Annotated in this window: 18 protein-coding genes and 4 pseudogenes; 19 read left to right on the plus strand and 3 right to left on the minus strand. The window is 36.7% G+C overall.

The window, feature by feature from the left end:
- Positions 1–64: 64 nt before the first annotated feature.
- From JCM19034_RS02070 to JCM19034_RS02090, 6 genes are all read left to right on the plus strand, one after another.
- Entirely contained in the window at positions 65–589 is a 525-nt protein-coding gene (locus JCM19034_RS02070; RefSeq protein WP_062046873.1) for a type 1 glutamine amidotransferase domain-containing protein, read from the plus strand.
- 3 nt (positions 590–592) lie between these two features.
- On the plus strand, positions 593–1,255 hold the full coding sequence (locus tag JCM19034_RS02075) for an MBL fold metallo-hydrolase (RefSeq protein ID WP_370621774.1): 663 nt from the start codon (positions 593–595) through the stop codon (positions 1,253–1,255).
- Positions 1,252–1,506, plus strand: a complete 255-nt coding sequence (locus JCM19034_RS24465) for a hypothetical protein (RefSeq protein ID WP_370621801.1) — start codon at positions 1,252–1,254, stop codon at positions 1,504–1,506. Before JCM19034_RS02075 ends, JCM19034_RS24465 begins: the two co-directional genes overlap by 4 nt.
- 54 nt (positions 1,507–1,560) lie before the next feature.
- Positions 1,561–1,821 (plus strand): DUF2524 family protein, encoded by a 261-nt coding sequence (locus JCM19034_RS02080; RefSeq protein WP_062046874.1) that lies wholly within the window; start codon positions 1,561–1,563, stop codon positions 1,819–1,821.
- Positions 1,822–2,007: 186 nt separating this feature from the next.
- Positions 2,008–2,337: a thioredoxin family protein gene (locus JCM19034_RS02085; RefSeq protein WP_062046875.1), complete on the plus strand. Its 330-nt coding sequence runs from the start codon at positions 2,008–2,010 to the stop codon at positions 2,335–2,337.
- Position 2,338: 1 nt separating this feature from the next.
- The gene (locus JCM19034_RS02090) at positions 2,339–2,776 is read left to right on the plus strand and encodes a BrxA/BrxB family bacilliredoxin (protein ID WP_062046876.1); all 438 of its coding nucleotides are present in this window, start codon (positions 2,339–2,341) and stop codon (positions 2,774–2,776) included.
- Between the two features lie 41 nt (positions 2,777–2,817).
- On the opposite strand, the gene JCM19034_RS02095 is transcribed toward JCM19034_RS02090, so the two are convergent.
- Positions 2,818–3,540 (minus strand): metallophosphoesterase, encoded by a 723-nt coding sequence (locus JCM19034_RS02095; protein ID WP_062046877.1) that lies wholly within the window; start codon positions 3,538–3,540, stop codon positions 2,818–2,820.
- A 173-nt stretch (positions 3,541–3,713) separates the two neighbouring features.
- Between JCM19034_RS02095 and JCM19034_RS02100 the strand changes: the two genes are divergently transcribed.
- The 4 genes and pseudogenes from JCM19034_RS02100 to JCM19034_RS02115 all read left to right on the plus strand — a co-directional run bounded on the left by JCM19034_RS02100 (position 3,714) and on the right by JCM19034_RS02115 (position 7,018).
- Positions 3,714–4,847, plus strand: coding sequence for a conserved virulence factor C family protein (locus JCM19034_RS02100; protein ID WP_062046878.1), 1,134 nt, complete (start codon positions 3,714–3,716; stop codon positions 4,845–4,847).
- 7 nt (positions 4,848–4,854) lie between these two features.
- Complete coding sequence (locus JCM19034_RS02105) at positions 4,855–5,064, plus strand: hypothetical protein (protein WP_062047337.1); 210 nt, start codon at positions 4,855–4,857, stop codon at positions 5,062–5,064.
- A gap of 17 nt (positions 5,065–5,081) precedes the next feature.
- Positions 5,082–5,556 (plus strand): annotated as a pseudogene (locus tag JCM19034_RS02110) (PH domain-containing protein).
- Entirely contained in the window at positions 5,549–7,018 is a 1,470-nt protein-coding gene (locus JCM19034_RS02115; protein ID WP_062046880.1) for a PH domain-containing protein, read from the plus strand. Before JCM19034_RS02110 ends, JCM19034_RS02115 begins: the two are co-directional and overlap by 8 nt.
- 71 nt (positions 7,019–7,089) lie before the next feature.
- On the opposite strand, the gene JCM19034_RS02120 is transcribed toward JCM19034_RS02115, so the two are convergent.
- Positions 7,090–7,989 carry a hypothetical protein gene (locus JCM19034_RS02120; RefSeq protein ID WP_062046882.1) on the minus strand — a complete coding sequence of 300 codons (900 nt, stop codon included), beginning with the start codon at positions 7,987–7,989 and terminating at the stop codon, positions 7,090–7,092.
- 29 nt (positions 7,990–8,018) lie between these two features.
- On the minus strand, positions 8,019–9,017 hold the full coding sequence (locus JCM19034_RS02125; protein WP_062046884.1) for a toxic anion resistance protein: 999 nt from the start codon (positions 9,015–9,017) through the stop codon (positions 8,019–8,021).
- A gap of 544 nt (positions 9,018–9,561) precedes the next feature.
- Between JCM19034_RS02125 and gltB the strand changes: the two are divergent.
- From gltB to JCM19034_RS02170, 9 genes and pseudogenes are all read left to right on the plus strand, one after another.
- A pseudogene (gene gltB / locus JCM19034_RS02130) lies at positions 9,562–14,152 on the plus strand (glutamate synthase large subunit).
- Between the two features lie 144 nt (positions 14,153–14,296).
- A pseudogene (locus JCM19034_RS02135) lies at positions 14,297–15,781 on the plus strand (glutamate synthase subunit beta).
- A gap of 258 nt (positions 15,782–16,039) precedes the next feature.
- Positions 16,040–16,699, plus strand: coding sequence for a YpjP family protein (locus tag JCM19034_RS02140; RefSeq protein ID WP_062046886.1), 660 nt, complete (start codon positions 16,040–16,042; stop codon positions 16,697–16,699).
- A gap of 100 nt (positions 16,700–16,799) precedes the next feature.
- Positions 16,800–17,500: pseudogene (locus JCM19034_RS02145) on the plus strand (aspartate/glutamate racemase family protein).
- Positions 17,501–17,639: 139 nt separating this feature from the next.
- Positions 17,640–18,329, plus strand: coding sequence for a hypothetical protein (locus JCM19034_RS02150; RefSeq protein WP_062046888.1), 690 nt, complete (start codon positions 17,640–17,642; stop codon positions 18,327–18,329).
- 229 nt (positions 18,330–18,558) lie between these two features.
- Positions 18,559–19,425 (plus strand): hypothetical protein, encoded by an 867-nt coding sequence (locus JCM19034_RS02155; RefSeq protein WP_062046889.1) that lies wholly within the window; start codon positions 18,559–18,561, stop codon positions 19,423–19,425.
- A gap of 55 nt (positions 19,426–19,480) precedes the next feature.
- Positions 19,481–20,161 carry a hypothetical protein gene (locus JCM19034_RS02160; protein ID WP_231686765.1) on the plus strand — a complete coding sequence of 227 codons (681 nt, stop codon included), beginning with the start codon at positions 19,481–19,483 and terminating at the stop codon, positions 20,159–20,161.
- A 126-nt stretch (positions 20,162–20,287) separates the two neighbouring features.
- Positions 20,288–20,929, plus strand: coding sequence for an ATP-binding cassette domain-containing protein (locus tag JCM19034_RS02165; protein ID WP_062046892.1), 642 nt, complete (start codon positions 20,288–20,290; stop codon positions 20,927–20,929).
- A gap of 2 nt (positions 20,930–20,931) precedes the next feature.
- On the plus strand, positions 20,932–21,552 hold the full coding sequence (locus JCM19034_RS02170; protein WP_062046895.1) for a DUF5028 domain-containing protein: 621 nt from the start codon (positions 20,932–20,934) through the stop codon (positions 21,550–21,552).
- The last annotated feature ends 93 nt before the right edge of the window (positions 21,553–21,645 follow it).

Here is a 21,645-nt window from a genome sequence, read left to right on the forward strand (position 1 = left end):
AACAATTTTGAAAAGAAGTCGAACATGTTATACTTACAATACAATGAATAGAGGATGTGATAGTATGCGTTTAAGTAATAAGAAAATAATCGCATTAGTTGATGAAGAATTTGAAGATCTAGAACTTTGGTATCCAATCATGCGGTTACAAGAAGAGGGAGCGACAGTACACCTTGTTGGTTATGAGAAAGATAAAAAGTACATTGGAAAATATGGTGTCCCAGCAACATCAGATTTCTCGTTCTCTGAAATAAAAGCAGATGATTATGATGGTATTTTAGTACCTGGTGGTTGGGCTCCCGATAAACTTCGGCGTTATTCAGGTGTGTTATCGATTGTGAAAGAGATGGATCAAAAGAAAAAGCCAATTGGGCAAATTTGTCATGCAGGTTGGGTTCTCATTTCAGCAAAAATTTTAGAAGGTAAAAAAGTTACAAGTACACCTGGCATACGAGATGATATGGAAAATGCTGGTGCCACATGGGTAAATGAGGCTGTAGTTGTTGACGGTCATATTATCTCAAGCAGACGCCCACCAGATTTACCACCGTATGCTAAAGTATTTGCTGATGCACTTGCTGGGGAGTAACGTATGGAATTTCATTTTTTAGGTACAGGATCCGGTGTACCTTCCACTTCTAGGAATGTAAGTTCACTAGCCGTTCGTTTTTTACAAAAAAAAGACGTATGGTTGTTTGATTGCGGAGAAGCGACGCAACATCAATTACTTAAGAGCACCATTACACTATCGAAAATATCGCATATCTTCATAACACATTTACACGGAGATCATATTTACGGTTTACCTGGCTTGCTGTCATCACGTTCTGCTCAGGGAGGACATACACCTTTAACCATTTTTGGCCCTAAAGGTATAGATGACTTTATAGAAACTTCTTTTACTGTCTCTAAAACAACTCTGGGCTATCAAATTAATTATCAGTTTATTGATGATGGATTTGAATATTTTGAACAGGGGATTAGCATTTATGTTAAAAAGCTAAATCACGTCATTGATAGCTTTGCATACAAATTGGTTGAAGAAGACAAGCCCGGTCCGCTTCTCGTTGAAAAACTAAAGGAAACCGGTATACCGCCAGGTCCTATTTATCAAGAGATAAAAGAGAAAAGCTATGTTGAATTACCGAATGGTGATAGATTACTACAGCAAGATTTTGTTGGGGCTAAAAAAGGGGAAGGACAGTTGTCATCGCTGGTGATACAAAACGAGTCAAAAACTTCGAAGCGTTTATAGCTACGTGCGATCTTTTGATTCATGAAGGAACATTTACGTCAGAACGAAAAGATCAGGCTGATTTATATGGCCATTCAACGATTGAAGATGTGGCAATGCTCGCGAAACAGGCTCGAGTTGGTACGCTTATTTTAACTCATATCAGCTCAAGGTATGCCGATATGGCTGAACAGTTAGAGCAAACAGCAAAAGAGATTTTCCCAGCATCGATGATCGCATCTGATTATTTCATTTATAGACTACGTGAATAGAATGTTGCTTTAAAGGAAAAAGTAAGGTCAGTTCATCTTAGGGAGGCTGATCATTTGACTGAACGTAGTCATCTTAAAACCGTATTAAATCGTATTAATGAACAGATGGAAATTGCCGAAGAAATGTTTGAAAAATCACAAACTGTAAATGAAATTGATGAGTCTGACTACATAAAAACACAAGAGGACTTAGAAGAGATGCATAATGAACTCGATATTCTCCTTCGTTCGGCTACTCCAGAACAACGTGAAGAGCTGAATCGAAAGCAACAACAAATTCGGCAGCTTCAAAACCATATGATTTTAAAACGGTAATTGACAAAAACCAATTTTATTTTAAAGATGTATGAAAAGAGAGTAGTCTTTTCATACATCTTTTCTATTAGAGACGCAATAGGTGATAAGAGAGCGGTTGATTCTAAAAATGCAACTTACAGTTTTCTTATGAGACATATTGGCAGATTTTTGTTACAATGAGAGGTGAATTTGTGAGGTGGCTTTATGATTGAAATAACAGTTGATGAAGTAAATAGTCGTATAAAAAATAGAGAAGAAGTCTATCTTTTTATTTATACACCTTTATGTGGAACTTGTTCTCTTGCTAAAAGAATGATGGACGTAGTAGAAGAAATGTTACCATCACTACAAATTAGTAGTATGAACCTTAATCAGGCACCAGACTTCGCACAAACTTGGGAGGTAAAAAGTGTACCAGCGCTTTTTATATTTCAGAAAGGGTTTCGTGTAAAGGAAATGTATGCTTTCCATTCAATTATGTATGTACATCAACTATTAAAGCCTTATTCGCTTATGGAGAAAGGGGAAATATAATATGTCAATGGCTTATGAAGAATACATGAAGCAAGTTGTATTACCAATGAGGTTAGAGTTAACGGAGAATGGTTTTCAAGAATTAACGACTGCTGATGCAGTAGATTCTTATATGGAACATGCATCAGGTACAACGCTTGTGGTCATTAATTCTGTTTGTGGATGTGCGGCAGGTTTAGCTCGTCCTGCAGCTGTTACGTCGCTACAGCATGATCATACACCAGATCACCTTGTTACCGTTTTTGCAGGGCAAGACAAAGAGGCAACAGCACGTATGCGTGAATACATTGGCGACTTACCACCTTCTTCACCGTCAATGGCTTTATTTAAAGGCAAAGAATTAGTACATTTTATTCCGAGGGAACAAATCGAAGGGGCAGAACCAATGGATATTATTCGTAATTTAGCTCTTTCATATAATGAGCATTGCCAATCTTAATGAATGTAGAAGGGACGTCATAAGACGTCCCTTTTTACATATTACGGTCGAACTCCGTAAAAAATAACAGGAGCCATTGTTTGTGTATTGGGATAGCCAGCTTGCTTATAAATTTCTACAACGTGTTCACGGTTATAAGGAACACGGTTTAAATGCAAGCGATGTCTTCCTTCTTCAATATCGGCAATTAAATATGAAGCAAGTGGATGACCGTCGAACGGTAAACCAACACTTCCAACGTTAACAATGTTTTTCCCGTGCATCGAACGAATATAAGGATGATGAATATGTCCATATACATATAAATCGGCATCGTCACGTTGCATTAACGTATTTTCAATTTTCTCCGTCTCATCTGATAACACAACATCAAATAAGCTTGTTGGTGTTGCATGAAATGCATGGATAATTGTGTCAACACCTTCATCGAGAACTAATTCAGTAGGTAATTGATCTAAATAATCTAAATCACTTTGATTTAAGCGCTTTAAAGTCCAGTCACGCTCTTGGTTCATCATTTCTAATGCTTGATTAGAAACCTCACCCTCTTTAAACCCTCTAACGAGCCACTCATCAGCATTCCCTTTAATAACTTGAGCATTTAATGACTGTACCGTTTCTAGTACACGTTTTGGCTCAGGTCCCCGAAAGCAAAGGTCACCTAAAACACAAATCTTATCAACTTGTTGTTGGCGAATATCTTGAAGAACGGCTTCCAACGCAGTTGCATTTCCATGAATATCTGATAAAAAAGCGATTCTCAATAGAAAAACCTCCTTTTTTCTATTAGTATAGACTACTTCTAGTATACAGTAATTCATTCCTTTTACATATACTTTTAAAACATCAATTTTATCTTACATGCGAATGGTTGGCATTGAAAGGAATGGTATGATAAAGTAAAGTCAAATGTATTGGAAATTGGAGGTATTCTTACATGTACATTGAATCAATTGAGCCGACACCAAGCCCGAATACAATGAAACTAACACTTAATGAGAGCTTGGGTGATAGTGCTAGAAATTCATACACTAATAAAAATAAAGATGAAGCGCCTGATTATATTCAAAAGTTATTTGCTATTGACGGAGTAAAAGGCGTTTATCACGTCGCTGATTTCATTGCCATTGATCGCCATCCTAAAAAGGACTGGAAAGAAATCTTGCCTAAAGTAAGAGAGGTATTTGGAGAAGAGAATTTAGAAGACTCAAAAGGCGAACAAACTGTTAACGAACATTTTGGTGAAGTGAATGTATTTGTCCAAATGTTTAAAGGAATACCGATGCAAATTAAATTGACTGATGGAGAGCAAGAAAAGCGCCAGGGACTACCCGAGCGATTTGTAGAGGCAATCACCAAAGTACAAAAGCCTGATGATAACGTCGTGTTAGAACGAAAATGGGTTGAAAAAGGCGTTCGTTACGGTGAATTAGATCAAATAGCAAAGGAAGTAGCCGAAGAGATTTCTGCTGCTTATACAGATGAAAGACTTCAAGCACTAATTGGTTTAGCAAATGGAAATCCGACAGAGAAGGAAGCAGCGTTTGCTAGTCGATTTATTGATGTGACACTTGATATGTTAGATGAGGAAGATTGGAAGAAGCGTTATGCAGTACTAGAGCGAATGGACCCAAGTGAAAAGGATATTCCTGTATTAGCGAAAGCACTTGAAGACGAGAAGGCTTCTATCCGTCGACTAGCAACCGTTTATTTAGGGATGATTGAAAAGGAATCTGTCTTACCTTATTTGTATAAAGCATTAAAAGACCAATCGGTTACCGTAAGAAGAACAGCTGGAGATTGTTTATCAGATATAGGGAGCGAAAAAGCGATACCTGCTATGATCGAAGCTCTAGAAGACCCTAATAAGCTTGTTAGATGGAGAGCAGCGATGTTTTTATATGAAGTAGGGGACGAGACAGCAATAGAAGCATTAAGAAAAGCTGAATCTGACCAAGAATTTGAGGTAGCATTGCAAGTGAAAATGGCATTAGAACGCATAGAAGGTGGACAGGAAGCTAAAGGTTCTGTGTGGAAACAAATGACTGAAGCTAGAAAAAATGAAGGGTAAGATTGTGATGACAAAAGAAGCGATCATTGAAGAATTAAAAAAGAAAAATCTAGATGATTTGCTAGAACTAATTGAGGATGCAGAAACAGGAGATTTAGAAGAGTTAGAAGTTGTTGAGTCAGTCGGTCTTCTCTATGACCGTGAATTAAATAAGCATGTATTGAAGTTATTTCAAGACCTTGGAGTTAAAATCATTTATATAAAAGATGAGGAGTAACTAGAGGAGGAAATACGTTGCGCGGAAAACCTATAGAAACACTTCCCAAAAAAGCATTACCGTTATTTCGTTTACAGGCTGTTATCAATGCATTGTTCATAGCCTCATACCAATTGGGTATGGGGTGCTATTATATTTTTTTTCATTCCCTTATTGGCCACTATGGTTAATGATTGGTACATGGGTTATTTACAGTTTTTTTTCAATCATTATTATACCTCCAATTAAATGGAAACGTTGGAGCTATGAAGTGCTAGAAGAAGAAATCGATTTGCAATATGGGGTTATTATATTGAAACGAACATTAATCCCGATGCTCGTGTACAGCATGTCGATACTGTTCAAGGCCCGCTATTAAAGAAATATCAATTGTCAGCTGTCTCAATTTCTACAGCAGCAACTGTTCATACGATCCCAGCTTTATCTCAAGAGGTAGCAGATCATTTACGTGATCAAATTGCTCGGCTTGCGGCGGTGGCTAAGGATGACTAACTTAAAACGAATTCATCCAGCAACGATTATAATTGCTGCTATTTTAGCATTAAAAGAATTTATCATCCCTATTATTATTAGTTTGTTTATTGGCTCAACGACAGAGCCTATTGGATTTTTCCGTTTTGAATACATATGGATTTTCATCGTTTTAATGGCCTTAATTACAGGTTTCTTACGTTGGCTATTTTTTAAATACCGTGTCAGTGAAGGGCAATTGTATGTTCAGCATGGTGTTTTTGTTCGTAAAAAGAGGTTTATTTATGAGCATAAGGTTCAAAGTATTGACATTACCGCTGGATTATTTCAACGTATGTTTGGTCTCGTTAAGCTTAAAGTGGAAACCGCAGGTGGGGGCTCTGAACCGGAAGTCTCGTTACTTGGGGTTACAAAAGACGAAGCCTATCAAATTAGAAATTATTTAAAAAAGAATTTTAAAGAGCAAAAGCATAATGAATATGCTGGAGAGAATGAAGACTTTTCACAAATAGGAAACGACGAAACAGAGCAACCAGATTTTAAATGGGCATTATCTACCTCAAGATTATGGATTGCTGCTCTAACATCAAGTGGGATCGGCTTAACTCTATCTGCAGTAATTGCCTTATTGAGTCAAGTTGAACAATTTCTACCTGAAGCCGTATATGATCGAGTATTTTCTTTTTTTCGTGATAGTGGACTTTGGTTTATCATATTTTTATTATTTACTGGATTTTTAATTGCTTGGCTAATTTCCATTCTCGCACATATGCTAAAGTATGGCAGCTTTACAATTGAAAAGTACGGTAACGAATTAGTCATTTCACGTGGGATTATTGAAAAACGTCAATTAACGATTGCCCTAAACCGGGTAACAGCTGTCTCAATTGAGAAAACAATCTTAAGGCAGCCGCTCGGTTTTGCCACAGTCTATGTTGAATCTGCTGGTGGCGGAAGTGTTGATGAACAATTTTCAACGGTTGTATTACCGTTAATCCGTCCGCAAGAGATACAATCGATTATTAATGAAATTTTACCTCAATATAAACTGGATCATTCGTTAACACCAGTTCCTAGAAGAGCCCTATTTCGAGCTTTAAGAAGAATGGCTTTATTGCCTATCATTGCAACATGTGTAACTTGTTACTTTACACCATACGGTTACTGGGGAATTATCATTATTTTAATGGCTTTACTATTGGGCTATGCACAATACCGCGATGCAGCTACAAATATACATGATGACTTCATTTGCTTCCGTTTTAGAAAAATAAAGCAAGTGACCGTTATTTCTGAAAAAACTAAAATACAAGCAATAGAGCGTCATGTTTCTATTTTACAGATGCGAAAACAGTTAGCGTCTATCCAATTTTCAGTACTATCCTCGATTGTAGGTAGAACATATAAAGTAGTTGACCAGGATGAACATATCGCAGGAGAAATACTAATGTGGTTATCAAAAACCGAACAGAAGAAGGATTAAGTCCCTTTAAAAAGTAAGGTTCTTTTAATAAGTACCTTACTTTTTTGTGGAATAAATATAAAAGATGGAGCTTATTTTTTTCTATCATACCGCATCGATTGTAATTTAAATAATTGATCCATTCGGGCAACACGTTCTTTTTCTATTTTTTCTTTATAATCTATTAATGTGAGCTCCATTTTAAATAACGTTAAATAGACATTTTCTTGTTGCTCTAAACGGTGTTTCGTAGATAAAGAAATATACGAGTGTAATAAAGAAGGGATATCTTCCCGCAACATGCGACGAACAGTATGTCTTTCTTCAAAATCAAGCATAGCAAAATCTTCAACTAACATAGAAGAGTGCTCTAAAATTCGTGCTAAACGGTGCTCAATAGAAGGATCAACTTGAAACTTTGCTAATAGTTGTTTATAACGTTTCGCTTCATCAATGAGTACATGTAATTGATTGTGATCACTAGTTTTTAATAATTGTTCTTGATGTTGGAGCAGTGATTTAGGTGATTCTGTTATAGTTGAAATTTCATTTGATAGAACGGAATCTAAATAATGAATCCGATAAAATAGCGTCTGAAACAAAGGAGAATCTTTTATTGAACGTGTATGGGATCGGCCGTCTTTTAAATAATGGATAGATGCTTCTTTACAAACGCCGACGCCATCATTTGCTTTTACATATTTTCGATAACAAATTATCGTGAATCTTTTTTTAATAGGAGCAGTAGAGTGCTTCGAATCAGTCATGATTACATGGATCATTTGCTGTTTTAACTTTACTTTTATCGACCATTCCCTTTGCTTTCTTTTGATGACATTTGTATTCTTAGGTTTATTTTCTGAAATACGAACTAATAAGTTTTCCGCATCTTCAATAAGACGTCGCGTTGTCGAATCACGAATCAAATGTTCTTCAACTGGCTTTTTATGAGCTGGAGTAAAAAAAGATCGTAATTCATGCATTAACTTCATGTTCTAGCACCTCCGCAGCTCAGAGTTATTTATGTTAAAAGTTTCGTTTTCATCTCTTTGTTTAATTGATCAAGCTCTGTTATAAATTTCTGCCCAGTTTGAATAATTCGATCATTTGATTGTTCTGTCAATTCAATTGCTGCAAATACATTGTCATATGCTTTTCGGAACGATTCCAAGGCGATAGCAGGCTCTTCCATCGTTTTTAACGTTTCTTCTGTATTAGACTTTAAAAGTTCCGAATTTGAAAGCAACATCGATTCTGTTGCTTCATTAACACTTTTTACAGCTTTAATCACTCTTTGTTGATTTGCAAGTGCCATTTGAATAGAAGCGGAAACCGTTATGACATTTTTCGTCATCGTGATCGCATTAAAAATCGCTTCTTCCAGTTTCTCATTATTTTCTTTAATAAGATCAACAGATGCGAGAGATTGTTGTAAAACCATTACAGCTTGGGACATATTCTTCACACGAGAGACGACTTTTAACTGTCCCTTTTTAATCTCATTAATCATCTGTTGGTCTTGTTCATGCTCTAGCTTTTCATTTAACATTGCTTGTAATGTTTGTCCAGTATCAATTTGTTTGTTTAATTTTTCAATTCTTTCGACTGCGACATCTTTTAATTGTTCAAGCATAACATTGTCTTCTTCAAGTTTATCTTTACCTGATAAAAGTCCTTCAACAATTTGCTCTACTTGTGCTTCGACAGTTTGGTATTTTTTCGCATATTGCTCTATCGGATTTCTCCGTAATAGCTTATTCATCAACTTTTTTGTTTTGCTGTCTTTAAGATGTGTCGGTTCTAACTGACTGACCGTTTCTTTTAGTTCATGAAGCTTTGTTGGCAATGTATTATGTTGATCCCTCATCATTTCCTTAACTGGACGCTTTAATGCTTCAAGTGATTCACCGGCTTCTTTTTGTTCTGTTTCTCCAAGCTGATCAAGCGTTGATAGAACCTTTGCTAAATCTTCATCTTTTATGTTTGTAGCATTATGATGTAATTCCTTATTTTCGCTCATCAAAATCCTCCTTCACTTCATACATATCCTACTTCTTATTATGATTGATTTTCTCCTATAAAACAATCCTCACACATTACGTTTATACATATAATATAGAATAGTTATGACAAATCCCATAATTAAGTGCTATAATTGATATGCCGCAAGAGAAACGTTACCTCCAACGTTACCCGCAAATTAATAACCTATCTTTCATTGCTAGTCTTCTATATACAAAGGTTTTCCCAAATATGTAATCTATCGTTCGGAATTGTACAAATGTCCACTACAAATAAACACTCGCAGATAAAAATAGTAATCATTCAACATTATGTATATTTATTCAATACAGGAATGATATGTGTATAAATTTCTTATTATTTTTATTTTATCACCGGAATATAAAACCCTATATTACACAGGCAAAGTAACCGTTTTCAATATAAATGCATAAAAAAAATAATTTGCGGAAATGTCAGAAAAATGATATGATCCTGTATATTAGCTCATTTATTTAGGGAGAGTTGATTGTTTTTTATTTTTTGAAGAAAGGTTGATGCTCATGCGGTACACACAATTCCCGAAGAAACAAGGCTTATATGATCCGCAATTTGAACATGACAATTGTGGGATCGGCTTTTTAGCTCATATGAAAGGGAAAAAGTCGCATAAAGTAGTTCAAGATGCTCTTCATATTTTACGTAATCTCGAGCATCGTGGTGGTCAAGGTGATGAAGTCAATACTGGAGATGGTGCAGGTATACTTCTACAAATACCACATCGATTTTTTGAAAAAGTTTGCTTGGAAAATGGGGTAAATCTCCCTAACCAAGGTGAGTATGGGGTTGGGATGCTATTTTTGCCACAGGATGAAGAAGCGAGAGGGGCATGTGAGAAGGAGTTAGAAACCATCATAACTGAAGAGAAACAAGAGTTAATCGGATGGCGTACAGTTCCTGTAGATGACTCGATGCTTGGTAATGCGGCAAAAGGAGCTATGCCATTTATTCGTCAACTATTTATTAAAAAGAGTAACAGTATAAAAACAGAAATTGATTTTGAACGTAAGCTATATATCATTCGTAAACGTGCTGAACGTGAAGTAGGTTCAAAGATCCCTGAAGGGCAATCATTCTACTTTACAAGCTTATCAAGTCGGACAATCGTTTATAAAGGAATGTTAACAACAGAGCAAGTGAACCAGTTTTATCTTGATTTAAACGATGATACGTTTGAGTCAGCGATTGCTCTCGTTCATTCGCGTTTTAGCACAAATACATTTCCGAGCTGGGAACGTGCACACCCAAATCGTTATATGATTCATAATGGCGAGATCAATACGATTAGAGGAAATGTGAACTGGATGCACGCTCGTGAAGCGAAGTTTCAATCCGACCTTTTCGGAGAAGATTTAACGAAAGTGTTCCCTGTTGTTGACAAAGATGGTTCTGACTCTTCGATGTTTGATAACACGTTAGAATTTTTGTCATTAGCAGGTCGGTCAATGACACATGCAGCAATGATGATGATTCCTGAACCGTGGCAAAATGATCATCAAATGAGTTCTGAAAAGAAGGCTTTTTACCAATACCACAGTACATTAATGGAACATGGGATGGACCAACTGCGATTGTTTTCACAGACGGTAAGCAAATTGGAGCTTCGCTTGATCGTAATGGATTACGACCTTCTCGATATTATTTGACTAAAGATGATTACATTATTATGTCATCTGAAGTTGGTGTACTAGAGGTAGATCCAGAAAATGTACTAGCAAAGGAACGACTACATCCAGGTCAAATGCTTTTAGTTGACATCGAAGAGGGTCGGATTATTCCTGATGAGGAAATTAAACAGGAAATAGCATGTGCAAAACCATATAAGGAATGGGTAGATCAATATTTAGTTGAGCTTGAAGATGTACTAGAAACAGCTCATGTGGAAAATACTGATTTTCATTCGTTAGTGACGCGTCAATTAGCGTTTGGATACACGTATGAGGAATTATCAAAGTTGATCCAACCGATGGTAAAAGATGGTGTAGATCCAGTTGGCTCAATGGGATATGATTCACCGATAGCGGTTTTATCGAAGAAACCTCAACTTCTTTATAATTATTTTAAACAATTGTTTGCCCAAGTAACGAACCCTCCGATCGATGCTATTCGTGAAGAAGTTGTTACAGCAATTGGTACAACAATTGGAAGAGAAGGTGACTTGTTAAATCCGGATCCAGAAAGCTGTCGCCACATTCATTTACCTTATCCAATTGTAAACAATGAAGAATTGGCAAAGCTGAAGTATAACAAAATGGAAGGTTTCAAGTCTATCACTCTTTCAATGACGTTTGACTATATGAAAGAGAATCAACTGGAGGCTGCTTTAAACTCATTATTTGCCAAAGCGGACCAGGCAATTGAAGATGGATATACACTTCTTATTTTAAGTGATCGTAGCATCAATGCGGAGCATGCACCAATTCCAGCATTATTAGCTGTAGGTGGTTTACACCATCACTTAATCCGTAAAGGAACACGTACGAATGTGAGTATTTTAGTTGAATCAGGGGAACCGAGAGAAGTTCATCATTTCTCCGTTTTATTAGGCTATGGGGCTGAAGCAATTAACCCTTATCTTGTATTTGATTCAATCGATGGTTTAATTCAAGATGGATTACTTGAAGACATTTCATATATTGAAGCTGTCAATAAATACATTAAAGCAGCTGCAAAAGGAATTATGAAGGTTCTATCAAAAATGGGGATTTCAACAATTCAAAGTTACAGAGGAGCTCAAATATTTGAGGCTGTTGGAATCGCACCTTCTGTTGTAGATAAATATTTCACATGGACAACAACTCGAATCGGTGGAGTGAATTTAGAAACGATTGAAAAAGAGGTTCGTGACCGTCACAAGCGTGCTTATTCAGATCAAGAAGGTGTTGATAAAGCACTTGATCCAGGTGATGATCTGCAATGGCGTCGTAATGGGGATCCGCATCAATATAACCCTCATACGATTCATATGTTACAAAATGCATGCCGGACAACAAATTATGACTTGTTTAAGAAATATACAAATTCGATCAATGAACAATCGAAGGAACAAACAACTTTACGAGGTTTGATGAAATTCAAAAACGGACAGAAATCTATTCCGTTAGATGAAGTAGAATCTGTTGAAGATATCGTTAAACGTTTTAGAACGGGTGCGATGTCATTTGGTTCGATATCACAAGAAGCTCATGAAACGTTAGCAATTGCGATGAATAGACTTGGTGCTAAAAGTAATACAGGTGAGGGTGGAGAACATCCAGATCGTTTTACACGTGACGATAATGGTGATTTACGTCGGAGTGCGATTAAGCAAGTAGCATCAGGACGTTTTGGTGTAACAAGTCATTATCTCGTCAATGCCGATGAAATTCAAATTAAAGTTGCACAAGGAGCGAAACCAGGTGAAGGTGGTCAATTACCAGGAAACAAAGTGTATCCTTGGGTCGCTGAGGTTCGTGGATCAACTCCGGGAGTAGGACTTATTTCACCTCCACCACATCATGACATTTATTCAATTGAGGATTTAGCGGAACTAATCCATGATTTAAAAAATGCGAATCCGACAGCAAAGGTTAGTGTTAAGCTTGTAGCTGGTACAGGAGTTGGTACGATTGCCGCTGGTGTGGCTAAAGGGCGTGCCGATGGAATTATCATTAGTGGTTATGATGGTGGAACTGGTGCTGCGGCACGAACAAGTATTAAACATGCAGGTTTGCCGTGGGAAATTGGTTTATCTGAAACGCATCAAACATTGTTGTTAAATAATTTGCGTGATCGTGTCACATTAGAAACAGATGGAAAGCTTATGACAGGTCGAGATGTTGTCATTGCTGCAATGCTAGGTGCGGAAGAGTACGCTTTTTCAACAGCTCCGTTAGTTGTTCTCGGCTGTATCGTTATGCGCGTCTGTCATTTAGACACATGTCCTGTCGGAATTGCGACTCAAAACCTGAACTCCGAAAGAAGTATATGGGGAAGCCTGAACACGTTGAGAACTTTATGAAGTTTATCGCTCAAGAAATGCGTGAAATTATGGCTGATCTGGGTATTCGCAAATTAGACGATTTAATCGGTCGTACAGATTTGCTTGAAGTAAATGATCAAATCGAAAATGAAAAAGCAAAATTAATCGACTTATCTAACCTATTATTTAAGCCTGAAATCGATAGTCCTGAGCGAAACTATAAGACGAAAGAACAAGACCATTTACTTGAGCAATCGCTCGATCACCGCGAATTATTACCAGCAAGCATGCCAGCATTAGAACGCGGAGAAAAGGTGCATGGAACATACAACGTCCGTAATATTGATCGGGTAGTTGGTACAATTGTTGGTAGTGAGATTAGCAAACGATACGGATCTGCTGGTTTACCAGATGATACGATCACATTTGATTTTAAAGGATCTGCCGGACAAAGCTTTGGTGCCTTTGTTCCAGAAGGTATGACTCTTCGTCTAGAAGGGGATGCAAATGATTATATCGGTAAAGGTTTGTCTGGTGGTAAGATCATCGTTTCCCCGCCAGCTAACGCTAAATTAAAAGCTGACGAAAATATTATTATTGGGAATACAACTTTTTATGGTGCAACAGCTGGTGAAGCATACATTAATGGTATTGCTGGGGAACGTTTTGCAGTACGTAATTCTGGTGTGAATGTCGTTGTCGAAGGTGTCGGTGACCATGGCCTTGAATACATGACAGGCGGAGTTGTCGTGAACTTAGGAAAAGCTGGTAAAAACTTTGCTGCTGGTATGTCTGGTGGTATTGCATATGTATACGATCCAACTGGAACGTTTGATCAACAATGTAACCAGGAGATGGTTCTATTAGAATCCGTTTCAACCCAGCAAGATTTGAACCAACTTAAGACAATGTTAGATAATCATAAAAATAATACAAGTAGTGAAATAGCAACATATATCCTCGAACATTGGACAGAGGAAGTACCAAAATTCGTAAAAGTCATTCCAAAAGATTATAAGAGAATGCTTGAGGCGATTGAGCGTGTAAAACAAGATGGCTTAACAGGTCTTGACGCCGTAATGGTAGCTTTTGATGAAAATAAAAATGACAAATCTCGTGTAAGCGGGAAATAAGTAATTAAAATGGAACAACGTATGTGGGAAGCAAATCGTTGCTTAAATGTAGTAGGCAACGATGCTCTCATGTACACGTACGTTTGTTCCTGTAATCCTTCTTTTTTAAAAAGAAGGCGAAAGAACGAGATTGGAGTGAATACGATGGGGAAGCCAACAGGATTTTTGGAATATAAGAGAGAAAATCCACCAAAAAAGATCCATTTGAACGCACGAGAAGCTGGAAGGAATTTCAAATCTTAATGCCTGAGCCTGCCTTACGTCAACAAGGTGCTCGTTGTATGGACTGTGGTGTCCCATTTTGTCAAACTGGGAGACTATGGATGGTTCCGGGGAAATTGGATGTCCAGTTTATAACTTAATTCCTGAATGGAATGACTTAGTCTATCGCGGTAAGTGGAAAGAAGCTCTTGACCGACTTCATAAAACGAATAATTTCCCTGAATTTACGGGACGTGTTTGCCCAGCACCGTGTGAAGGGTCATGTACGGTAGCGATTAGTGATGATGCTGTAACAATAAAAAGCATTGAATACCATATTGTTGAGCGCGGATTCCAAGAAGGTTGGATCGTACCTCAACCACCTACTAAACGTACAGGAAAAAAAGTTGCTATCGTTGGTTCTGGTCCAGCTGGATTAGCAGCAGCAGCACAATTAAATAAAGCAGGTCATTTAGTGACGGTATTCGAACGTGAAGATCGAATTGGTGGTTTATTAACATATGGAATTCCTGATGTTAAATTAGCAAATGAAATTGTCGAAAGAGTATTACAATCTTGAAAGAAGAAGGTATTACGTTTAAGACGAAAACTGAAATCGGAAAAGATATATCTGCTAAAGAGCTTCACAATGATTTTGATGCTGTCATTCTTTGTACAGGTGCTACAAAACCTCGCGACGTAGAAGTTGAAGGTCGTGAATTACAAGGAATTCATTTTGCAATGGATTTTCTTACAAAAAATACTCGTAGCCTGCTAAACTCTGATCATAATGATGGACAATATATTACTGCTAAAGATAAACATGTCATCGTGATCGGTGGCGGGGATACTGGGGTAGACTGTATCACAACTTCAGTACGTCATGGTGCTGCATCTATTACTCAGTTCGATATTAATCGTGAAAAGACCGATCAGAGGGCAGAAGGGAATCCATGGCCGTTATTTCCAATTGTTCATACTGTAGAAGATGGACAGAAGGAAGCAATTGCAGTGTATGGTAAAGATCCACGTAGTTACCAAGTAAGTACAACAAAATTTGTTGGTGACGAGAATGGCCAAGTTAAGGAGCTTCATACGATTGGTGTTGAAACGACGATTGATGAAAATGGACGTAAAGTTCGTACACCTATTCCTGGTACTGAAAAGGTATGGAAGGCTGATTTAATCTTACTAGCGATTGGATTTACTGGACCTGAACAGCGTATCATTGAAGAGTTATCAGTAGAAACGACAAAACGTTCAACAATTGATGCAGAGTACGGTAAGTATTCAACGAATGTACCTGGTGTATTCGCAGCTGGAGATAATCGTCGCGGACAAAGTTTAGTTGTATGGGCGATTCATGAAGGCCGAGAAGCAGCAAGAGAATGTGATCGTTTTTTAATGGGAAGCTCTAATTTGCCATAAAAATAGTAAGCGAGAATGCCATAAGAGGCCTTATAACCTTTTATGGCATTTTTCTTAAGATGCATGAATAAACGAGGAATCACAGGAAATGTAAGCTGATTTGGTGCAGAACGTCAACTCCAATTGATACACACATCTCTGTTTAATACCCTCTTTTACATTGCTCATATCATCGAAACTCTTCTTCTAAAAAAAAAAGTGGCGTTTTCATTATTTTCATGAGAAAATAACAGTAGATTATTGGAGTGAAAGGACGTCATGAAAATGATAAAATGGATGAAAAGAAGTCTTATTCTTTCATCAGTCCTTCTATCATTTGGGTTCACTACTTCCGGCGACTTACACTATGCTGTTGCTGCTGAATTAAATGGAAAAGTAGACAAAGCTCAGGATGAAACTGATGAGAGTTTAATTTATAAGATCGACCACAATGATTATGACTTATATAAAGCTGTATTACCTGTTGGTACGGAGCATTATATTCATCGTGATGTTGCGTCTGCACCTTTATTAAATGAATACATAAGTATGCTAGCTATTGAACAAGGCGTTAAGAAGTTTGGACCAACTATTTCAAATGAAATAGCAAAAGAGTATAAACAAAGAATTATTCCCCCTTTTAAAGAAGTTATAGGGGAAACAACAAAAGACTTCTCAACTAAAGATTGGATGTCATTAAAATGGACCTCTCAACCTACAGGAGGCTTAGGGGAAAAAATAATTCATTTATATCATGATGAAACAGGTAAAGATTTATTAAGGTTTCATGTTCGCCGTGATCAACGACCGAAACAAGGCTACTATTTTAATTTTCATTATCACACAATTGCCGATAACTACGAATTACATCATGAATTAGGAACGATTTATTGGGGGAAAGACATCCCACCACGTTGGAATAGTGAAATAAACATGTAATTGATAAACCAGTGACTAGATAAAATGCGTCACTGGTTTTATGTTTTTCAAATGATTTGTGTGTATTTATTTTACTACGTGGAAGAGGAGGAACTTTTTTATGAAAACAATTGGTTTAATAGGAGGTATGAGCTGGGAATCCTCAGCAATGTATTATCGTATCATTAATTAAGAGACTAAACGAGAATTAGGAGACTACACTCTGCAAAATGTATATTATATAGTGTCGATTTTGATGAAATAGAACGATATCAATCTAAAGGAGATTGGGAAAGTGCTGGAATACAATTAGCTGAAGTGGCATTATCTTTAGAAAAAGCAGGTCGTGCTCTGTACAAATACGATGCATAAAGTAATTGATTATCTAGAAAAAAAGGTAGCTATCCCTTATTTACATATTGCTGTCGCAACCGCTACACAAATGAAGCAATCGAATATTAAAAAAGTAGGTCTACTTGGTACGAAATATACAATGGAACAAAATTTTTATAATTTACGAATTGAACAAAAGGGTATTGAAGTAATCGTACCTAATGAAACAGAGCAAAATCAGGTAAATGACATTATATATGAGGAACTTTGTCTCGGAATAATCAATGATTCCTCTAAAAAATATTACCAAAGGGTCATAAAACGTTTAGTGAGAATGGAGCAGAAGGCATTATTTTAGGATGTACTGAAATTGGCTTATTGGTTAAAGCCGAAGATTCAGACACTCCATTATTTGATACAGCTGTTATTCATGCACAAGAAGCGGTGAAACATGCTTTAGGAAACGCAAAAAAAATAAAATTACCGTGAATATAAAAAGTTGTTGAAAAGAACAATACGTTCACGAATGGAATTAGGACGATTACGACAAAACACCAGTCAACAATGTTAAATATGGTACGATATCGTTAGTTTCAACACATAAATAAGGGAATAAGGTGGATAGTAAATGAAACGAAAAGTGATAATCGGTTTTTGTGTAATCATGGTAGCATTATCGGCTTGCTCCTATCGTGAATTTGAAGATTCAATTAAAACGCTCAAGGAGAATGATCTAGAAGATAATATCGAGAATACGGTTAAAGTTTCTGAAGATGTTGAAAACGGTGACGAGCAAATTGTTTATTCAATCGGTGATACGATTGTTTATCGTACGAAAGACATGGAAATAGAGGAAGAAGTGGAGCAATATCAATATACATTGAATCAAGTGCAAGTCGCTGATAATATTCATGATCTCGGTTTACAAATCGATGATTTCTTGCGTCGGAAGATGATTGCTGAAAATGGTGATATTGAGGATAACCTACGTATTGTAACGATTGATGCAACGGTAAAAAATCTACAAAATACTAATCCGAGTGCAACATTACAGGTTGAAAATTTTATAGGATCACAATTGGATATTGAAGATCCTAATGGTCCTTTTTTTCTAGAAGCTGTTTATTTCAGTGAACATGCTCCATTTGAACTAAACAATGGCAGTGATTATTATTACTTTTCTCTAGATTTTGGAGAGGAGCTTGATATTACCGTCGGCTGGCTTGTTCCATCTGAAATGATTGAAAATGAATCGTTGTATTATGCGATCGGAACCACTAGCATGGAATTACAGTTTTTTGAGTTAGACTTTAAATAAGACAATCCATTAAAAACAGAACGTTTCGTCGTTCTGTTTTTTTGTTGAGATCAAATAAGAAATACGCATCAGCGTCTTTTCTTTAAAGAAATAAATACCTCATTATGAATCAAACCTTCTTGTTTTAGGATGAAAAACAAAAACGTTTACGACAACCTGAAAGGCAGATCAATGAACGTGTGCTACCCTATGGATAAGCTAACAAATGAAACAGGAAGGGGAAAAAACAATGGATCGACCATTTACAAGATTGGTACAAATCGAAATAAAAAAAGCTATAACGAATAAGTATTTTATCATTACTTTTCTTATTGCTATCATTTTCGCATTGCTTAGTGCATTGTATATGATTGGGTTTTACAACGATAATCTCTATTTGAATGACTTAAAAGGGGGGAACATGCAATTACATAATAACTCGCTCTATAACCATTGGCTTGGTGGTGAGGACCGTTCATTTGGATTTACTTTATTTTTTACACTGTTGCCACTGATTGCAACCTTCCCTTATGGCTGGTCATATTATTTAGAAACGAAACAAGGCTACGTCAAATCAGTCGTTATAAGAAGTGGAAAGCAATCCTACTTTTTAGCAAAATATATCGCAACGTTTCTAGCAGGAGGAATCGTAATCTTTCTCCCATTATTGTTTAATTTTCTCATTATAGCAGCGTTCGTTCCTGCTACTATGCCAACTAACATTGCTAATATACACACACTCGCTTATCCGGTTGCTAATACGAGCATGTGGTCCAGTTTATTTTATACACAGCCACTATTGTTTGTCTTCCTTTATCTCATTTTAAACTTTGTCTTTGGAGGACTATTTGCAACGATGAGCTTGGCCTTATCTTTTTTTGTGAAAAATCGCATTGCGGTTCTGTTGGTTCCGTTTTTTATTGTTATGATGTTGCATTATAGCCAAGGGTATTTCCCGAATCCGTTTTTGATTGAATTTTCCCCACTCTATTATTTACATGCATTAGAGATTATAAACGAAACAAATGGCTGGGTCGTACTAGCGCAAGGTCTATTATTGTTTGCCGTAACGTTTACAATTACGATGAAATTAGGTGTCAAACGTGAGGTTTTATAAACTATTAAAATACGATCTAAAAAATGGACTTGTCTCAGACTATATGAAGCTCTCCGTGCTAATAGTAATCATCATCGCATTTTGTTTTGATTTTTATTTACGGAAATACAATGTTTATCTGTTAGCAGAGCAAATTCCATCAGGGACGTTTGTCGATTATTTACTTTATATTTTTGCTGGGATGAAGGAATACTTGCCGACAGATGAAGAAGGCTTTATTTTCCCGATTCGATGGAGCCTGCTCCATCTTTATATATTCTATTGTACCCTACATTATCCGAGTAAAGATTTAACATCGGTAGGTGTCAATATTTTATTAAGAACGAAAGGACGCACAAGCTGGTGGCTGTCAAAGAGCATTTGGAATATTTGTTACGTTTTAGCGGTTTATCTCTTGATTTTTCTTACGGTTATGCTATTTTGTCTCGTTATGAAAGAGCCAATCCATTTAGACATAACGGCGATGTTTATGAATGACATTCTCGAAGCGAAAAGCCCATATGAAACATTTTCAACGAATTTAATCTGGATTACACTCTTTTTTCCGTTACTATTTTCAATTGGGATGAATTTATGGCAAATGACGTTAACGCTTTTCTTTAAACCGTTGTATAGCTTTGGTGCTAGCGCTGTTATTTTGTTAGCATCCGCTTATTTTTTCCATCCGCTTTTTTCCAGGGAATCACGCAATGCCAATTCGAAGTGTGTATGTAGTCGAAAACGGCTTTTCGATTAGTGGTGGTGTATGGATGTTTCTCGTACTCTTGTGTAGCTCAATGGTGATCGGTACTTTCTATTTTCAGCGTTATGATATTTTAGGAGAAGAATCTTAACAATTTTTTTATTAAATGAGGGATGAATAATGACAACAATTAAAATAGACAATGTCTCAAAGAAAATCAAAGGTGTAACAGTCATTCACAACGTATCGCTAACATTATCTTCTGGCGAAGTTATTGGCTTACGTGGTGTAAACGGCTCTGGTAAAACGATGCTTATGAGATTAATAGCTGGTTTAATATTACCAACAGAAGGCTCAATTGAAATAGATGGCAAACAACTTGGGAAAGAGTTAACGTTTCCAGAAAGCATCGGTTTACTGCTCGAAAATCCGGCATTTTTAGATAGCTACTCTGGTTTGCAAAATTTACAAATGCTTGCCGAAATTCGCAATGACATTAATATGACGAGAATTCAACAAGTATTAACAGCTGTTGGTCTTAGTTCTGAAGCTAGTAAAAAGAAATATAAGAAATATTCGCTTGGAATGAAACAACGGCTTGGTATAGCAGGGGCGGTTATGGAGCAACCAGATATCGTCATATTAGATGAGCCAACTAATTCGTTAGATACCGACGGTGTTGAGCTGGTTAAGAACATTGTTCGTCACGAAAAGGAGCGTGGTGCTCTAGTTGTAATGACTTGCCACGATACAAGCATTTTAGACGAGTTAGCAGATAAGATTTATTATCTTGAAAATGGATCAATCGTAAGGAGTTCATAACTATGAAAAAAATAATCGTTAGTCTATTTGTTCTCGCTCTTATCGGATGTTACAGTGTTCGTGTTTGGTCTATTAATCAAAATGTTCCACTTCCTCCTGTTTATACGTACAAAATCGGAGAAGAGGTCGCTATTGAAAACGATATATTCCTAGATGCTTATGAGAATATGAACGGTTACACCGTTACAGTAGATGAAGCTACGATTTTGTCAATTGACGATTTTATCGATAAATATGATGCTTATAACCGTCTAGAAGAATGGGAGGGGGACATAACAGAGATGGTCTATGATTTGACTATTACAATAAAAAATACGAATGTCATGGATGATCCGCTAGATGATTTTAATGGTATGCAATTAATCCATTATAACTTGATTGCTACTAATTTTACATTAAGCTATAATAGTGAATTATTTCAAATGGCCAACCCTGACTTAGCTGAATTAGATATGATGTCTAGTTTTAAATTACGTCCCGAAAGTGAAATGCAATTACATGTGCCGTTTCCTTTTTCACCGAATTCACAATTAAAGTCGAGTGTGGAAACGATCAAAAATAATGATCTATATCTTTATGTATCTTTATATCCAAATGAAAAACGGATTTTAATTCATGAATAGAGTCCGTATCGTTCCGATGATATAATAGCCATATGACGATTCGGTGGAATTAGTAGCAGATAAAGAAAGGCCGCATAAGCGGTTATTGAGAGA

It is taken from the genome of Bacillus sp. JCM 19034, from assembly GCF_001310635.1.
Taxonomy (GTDB): domain Bacteria; phylum Bacillota; class Bacilli; order Bacillales; family Bacillaceae_D; genus Halalkalibacter.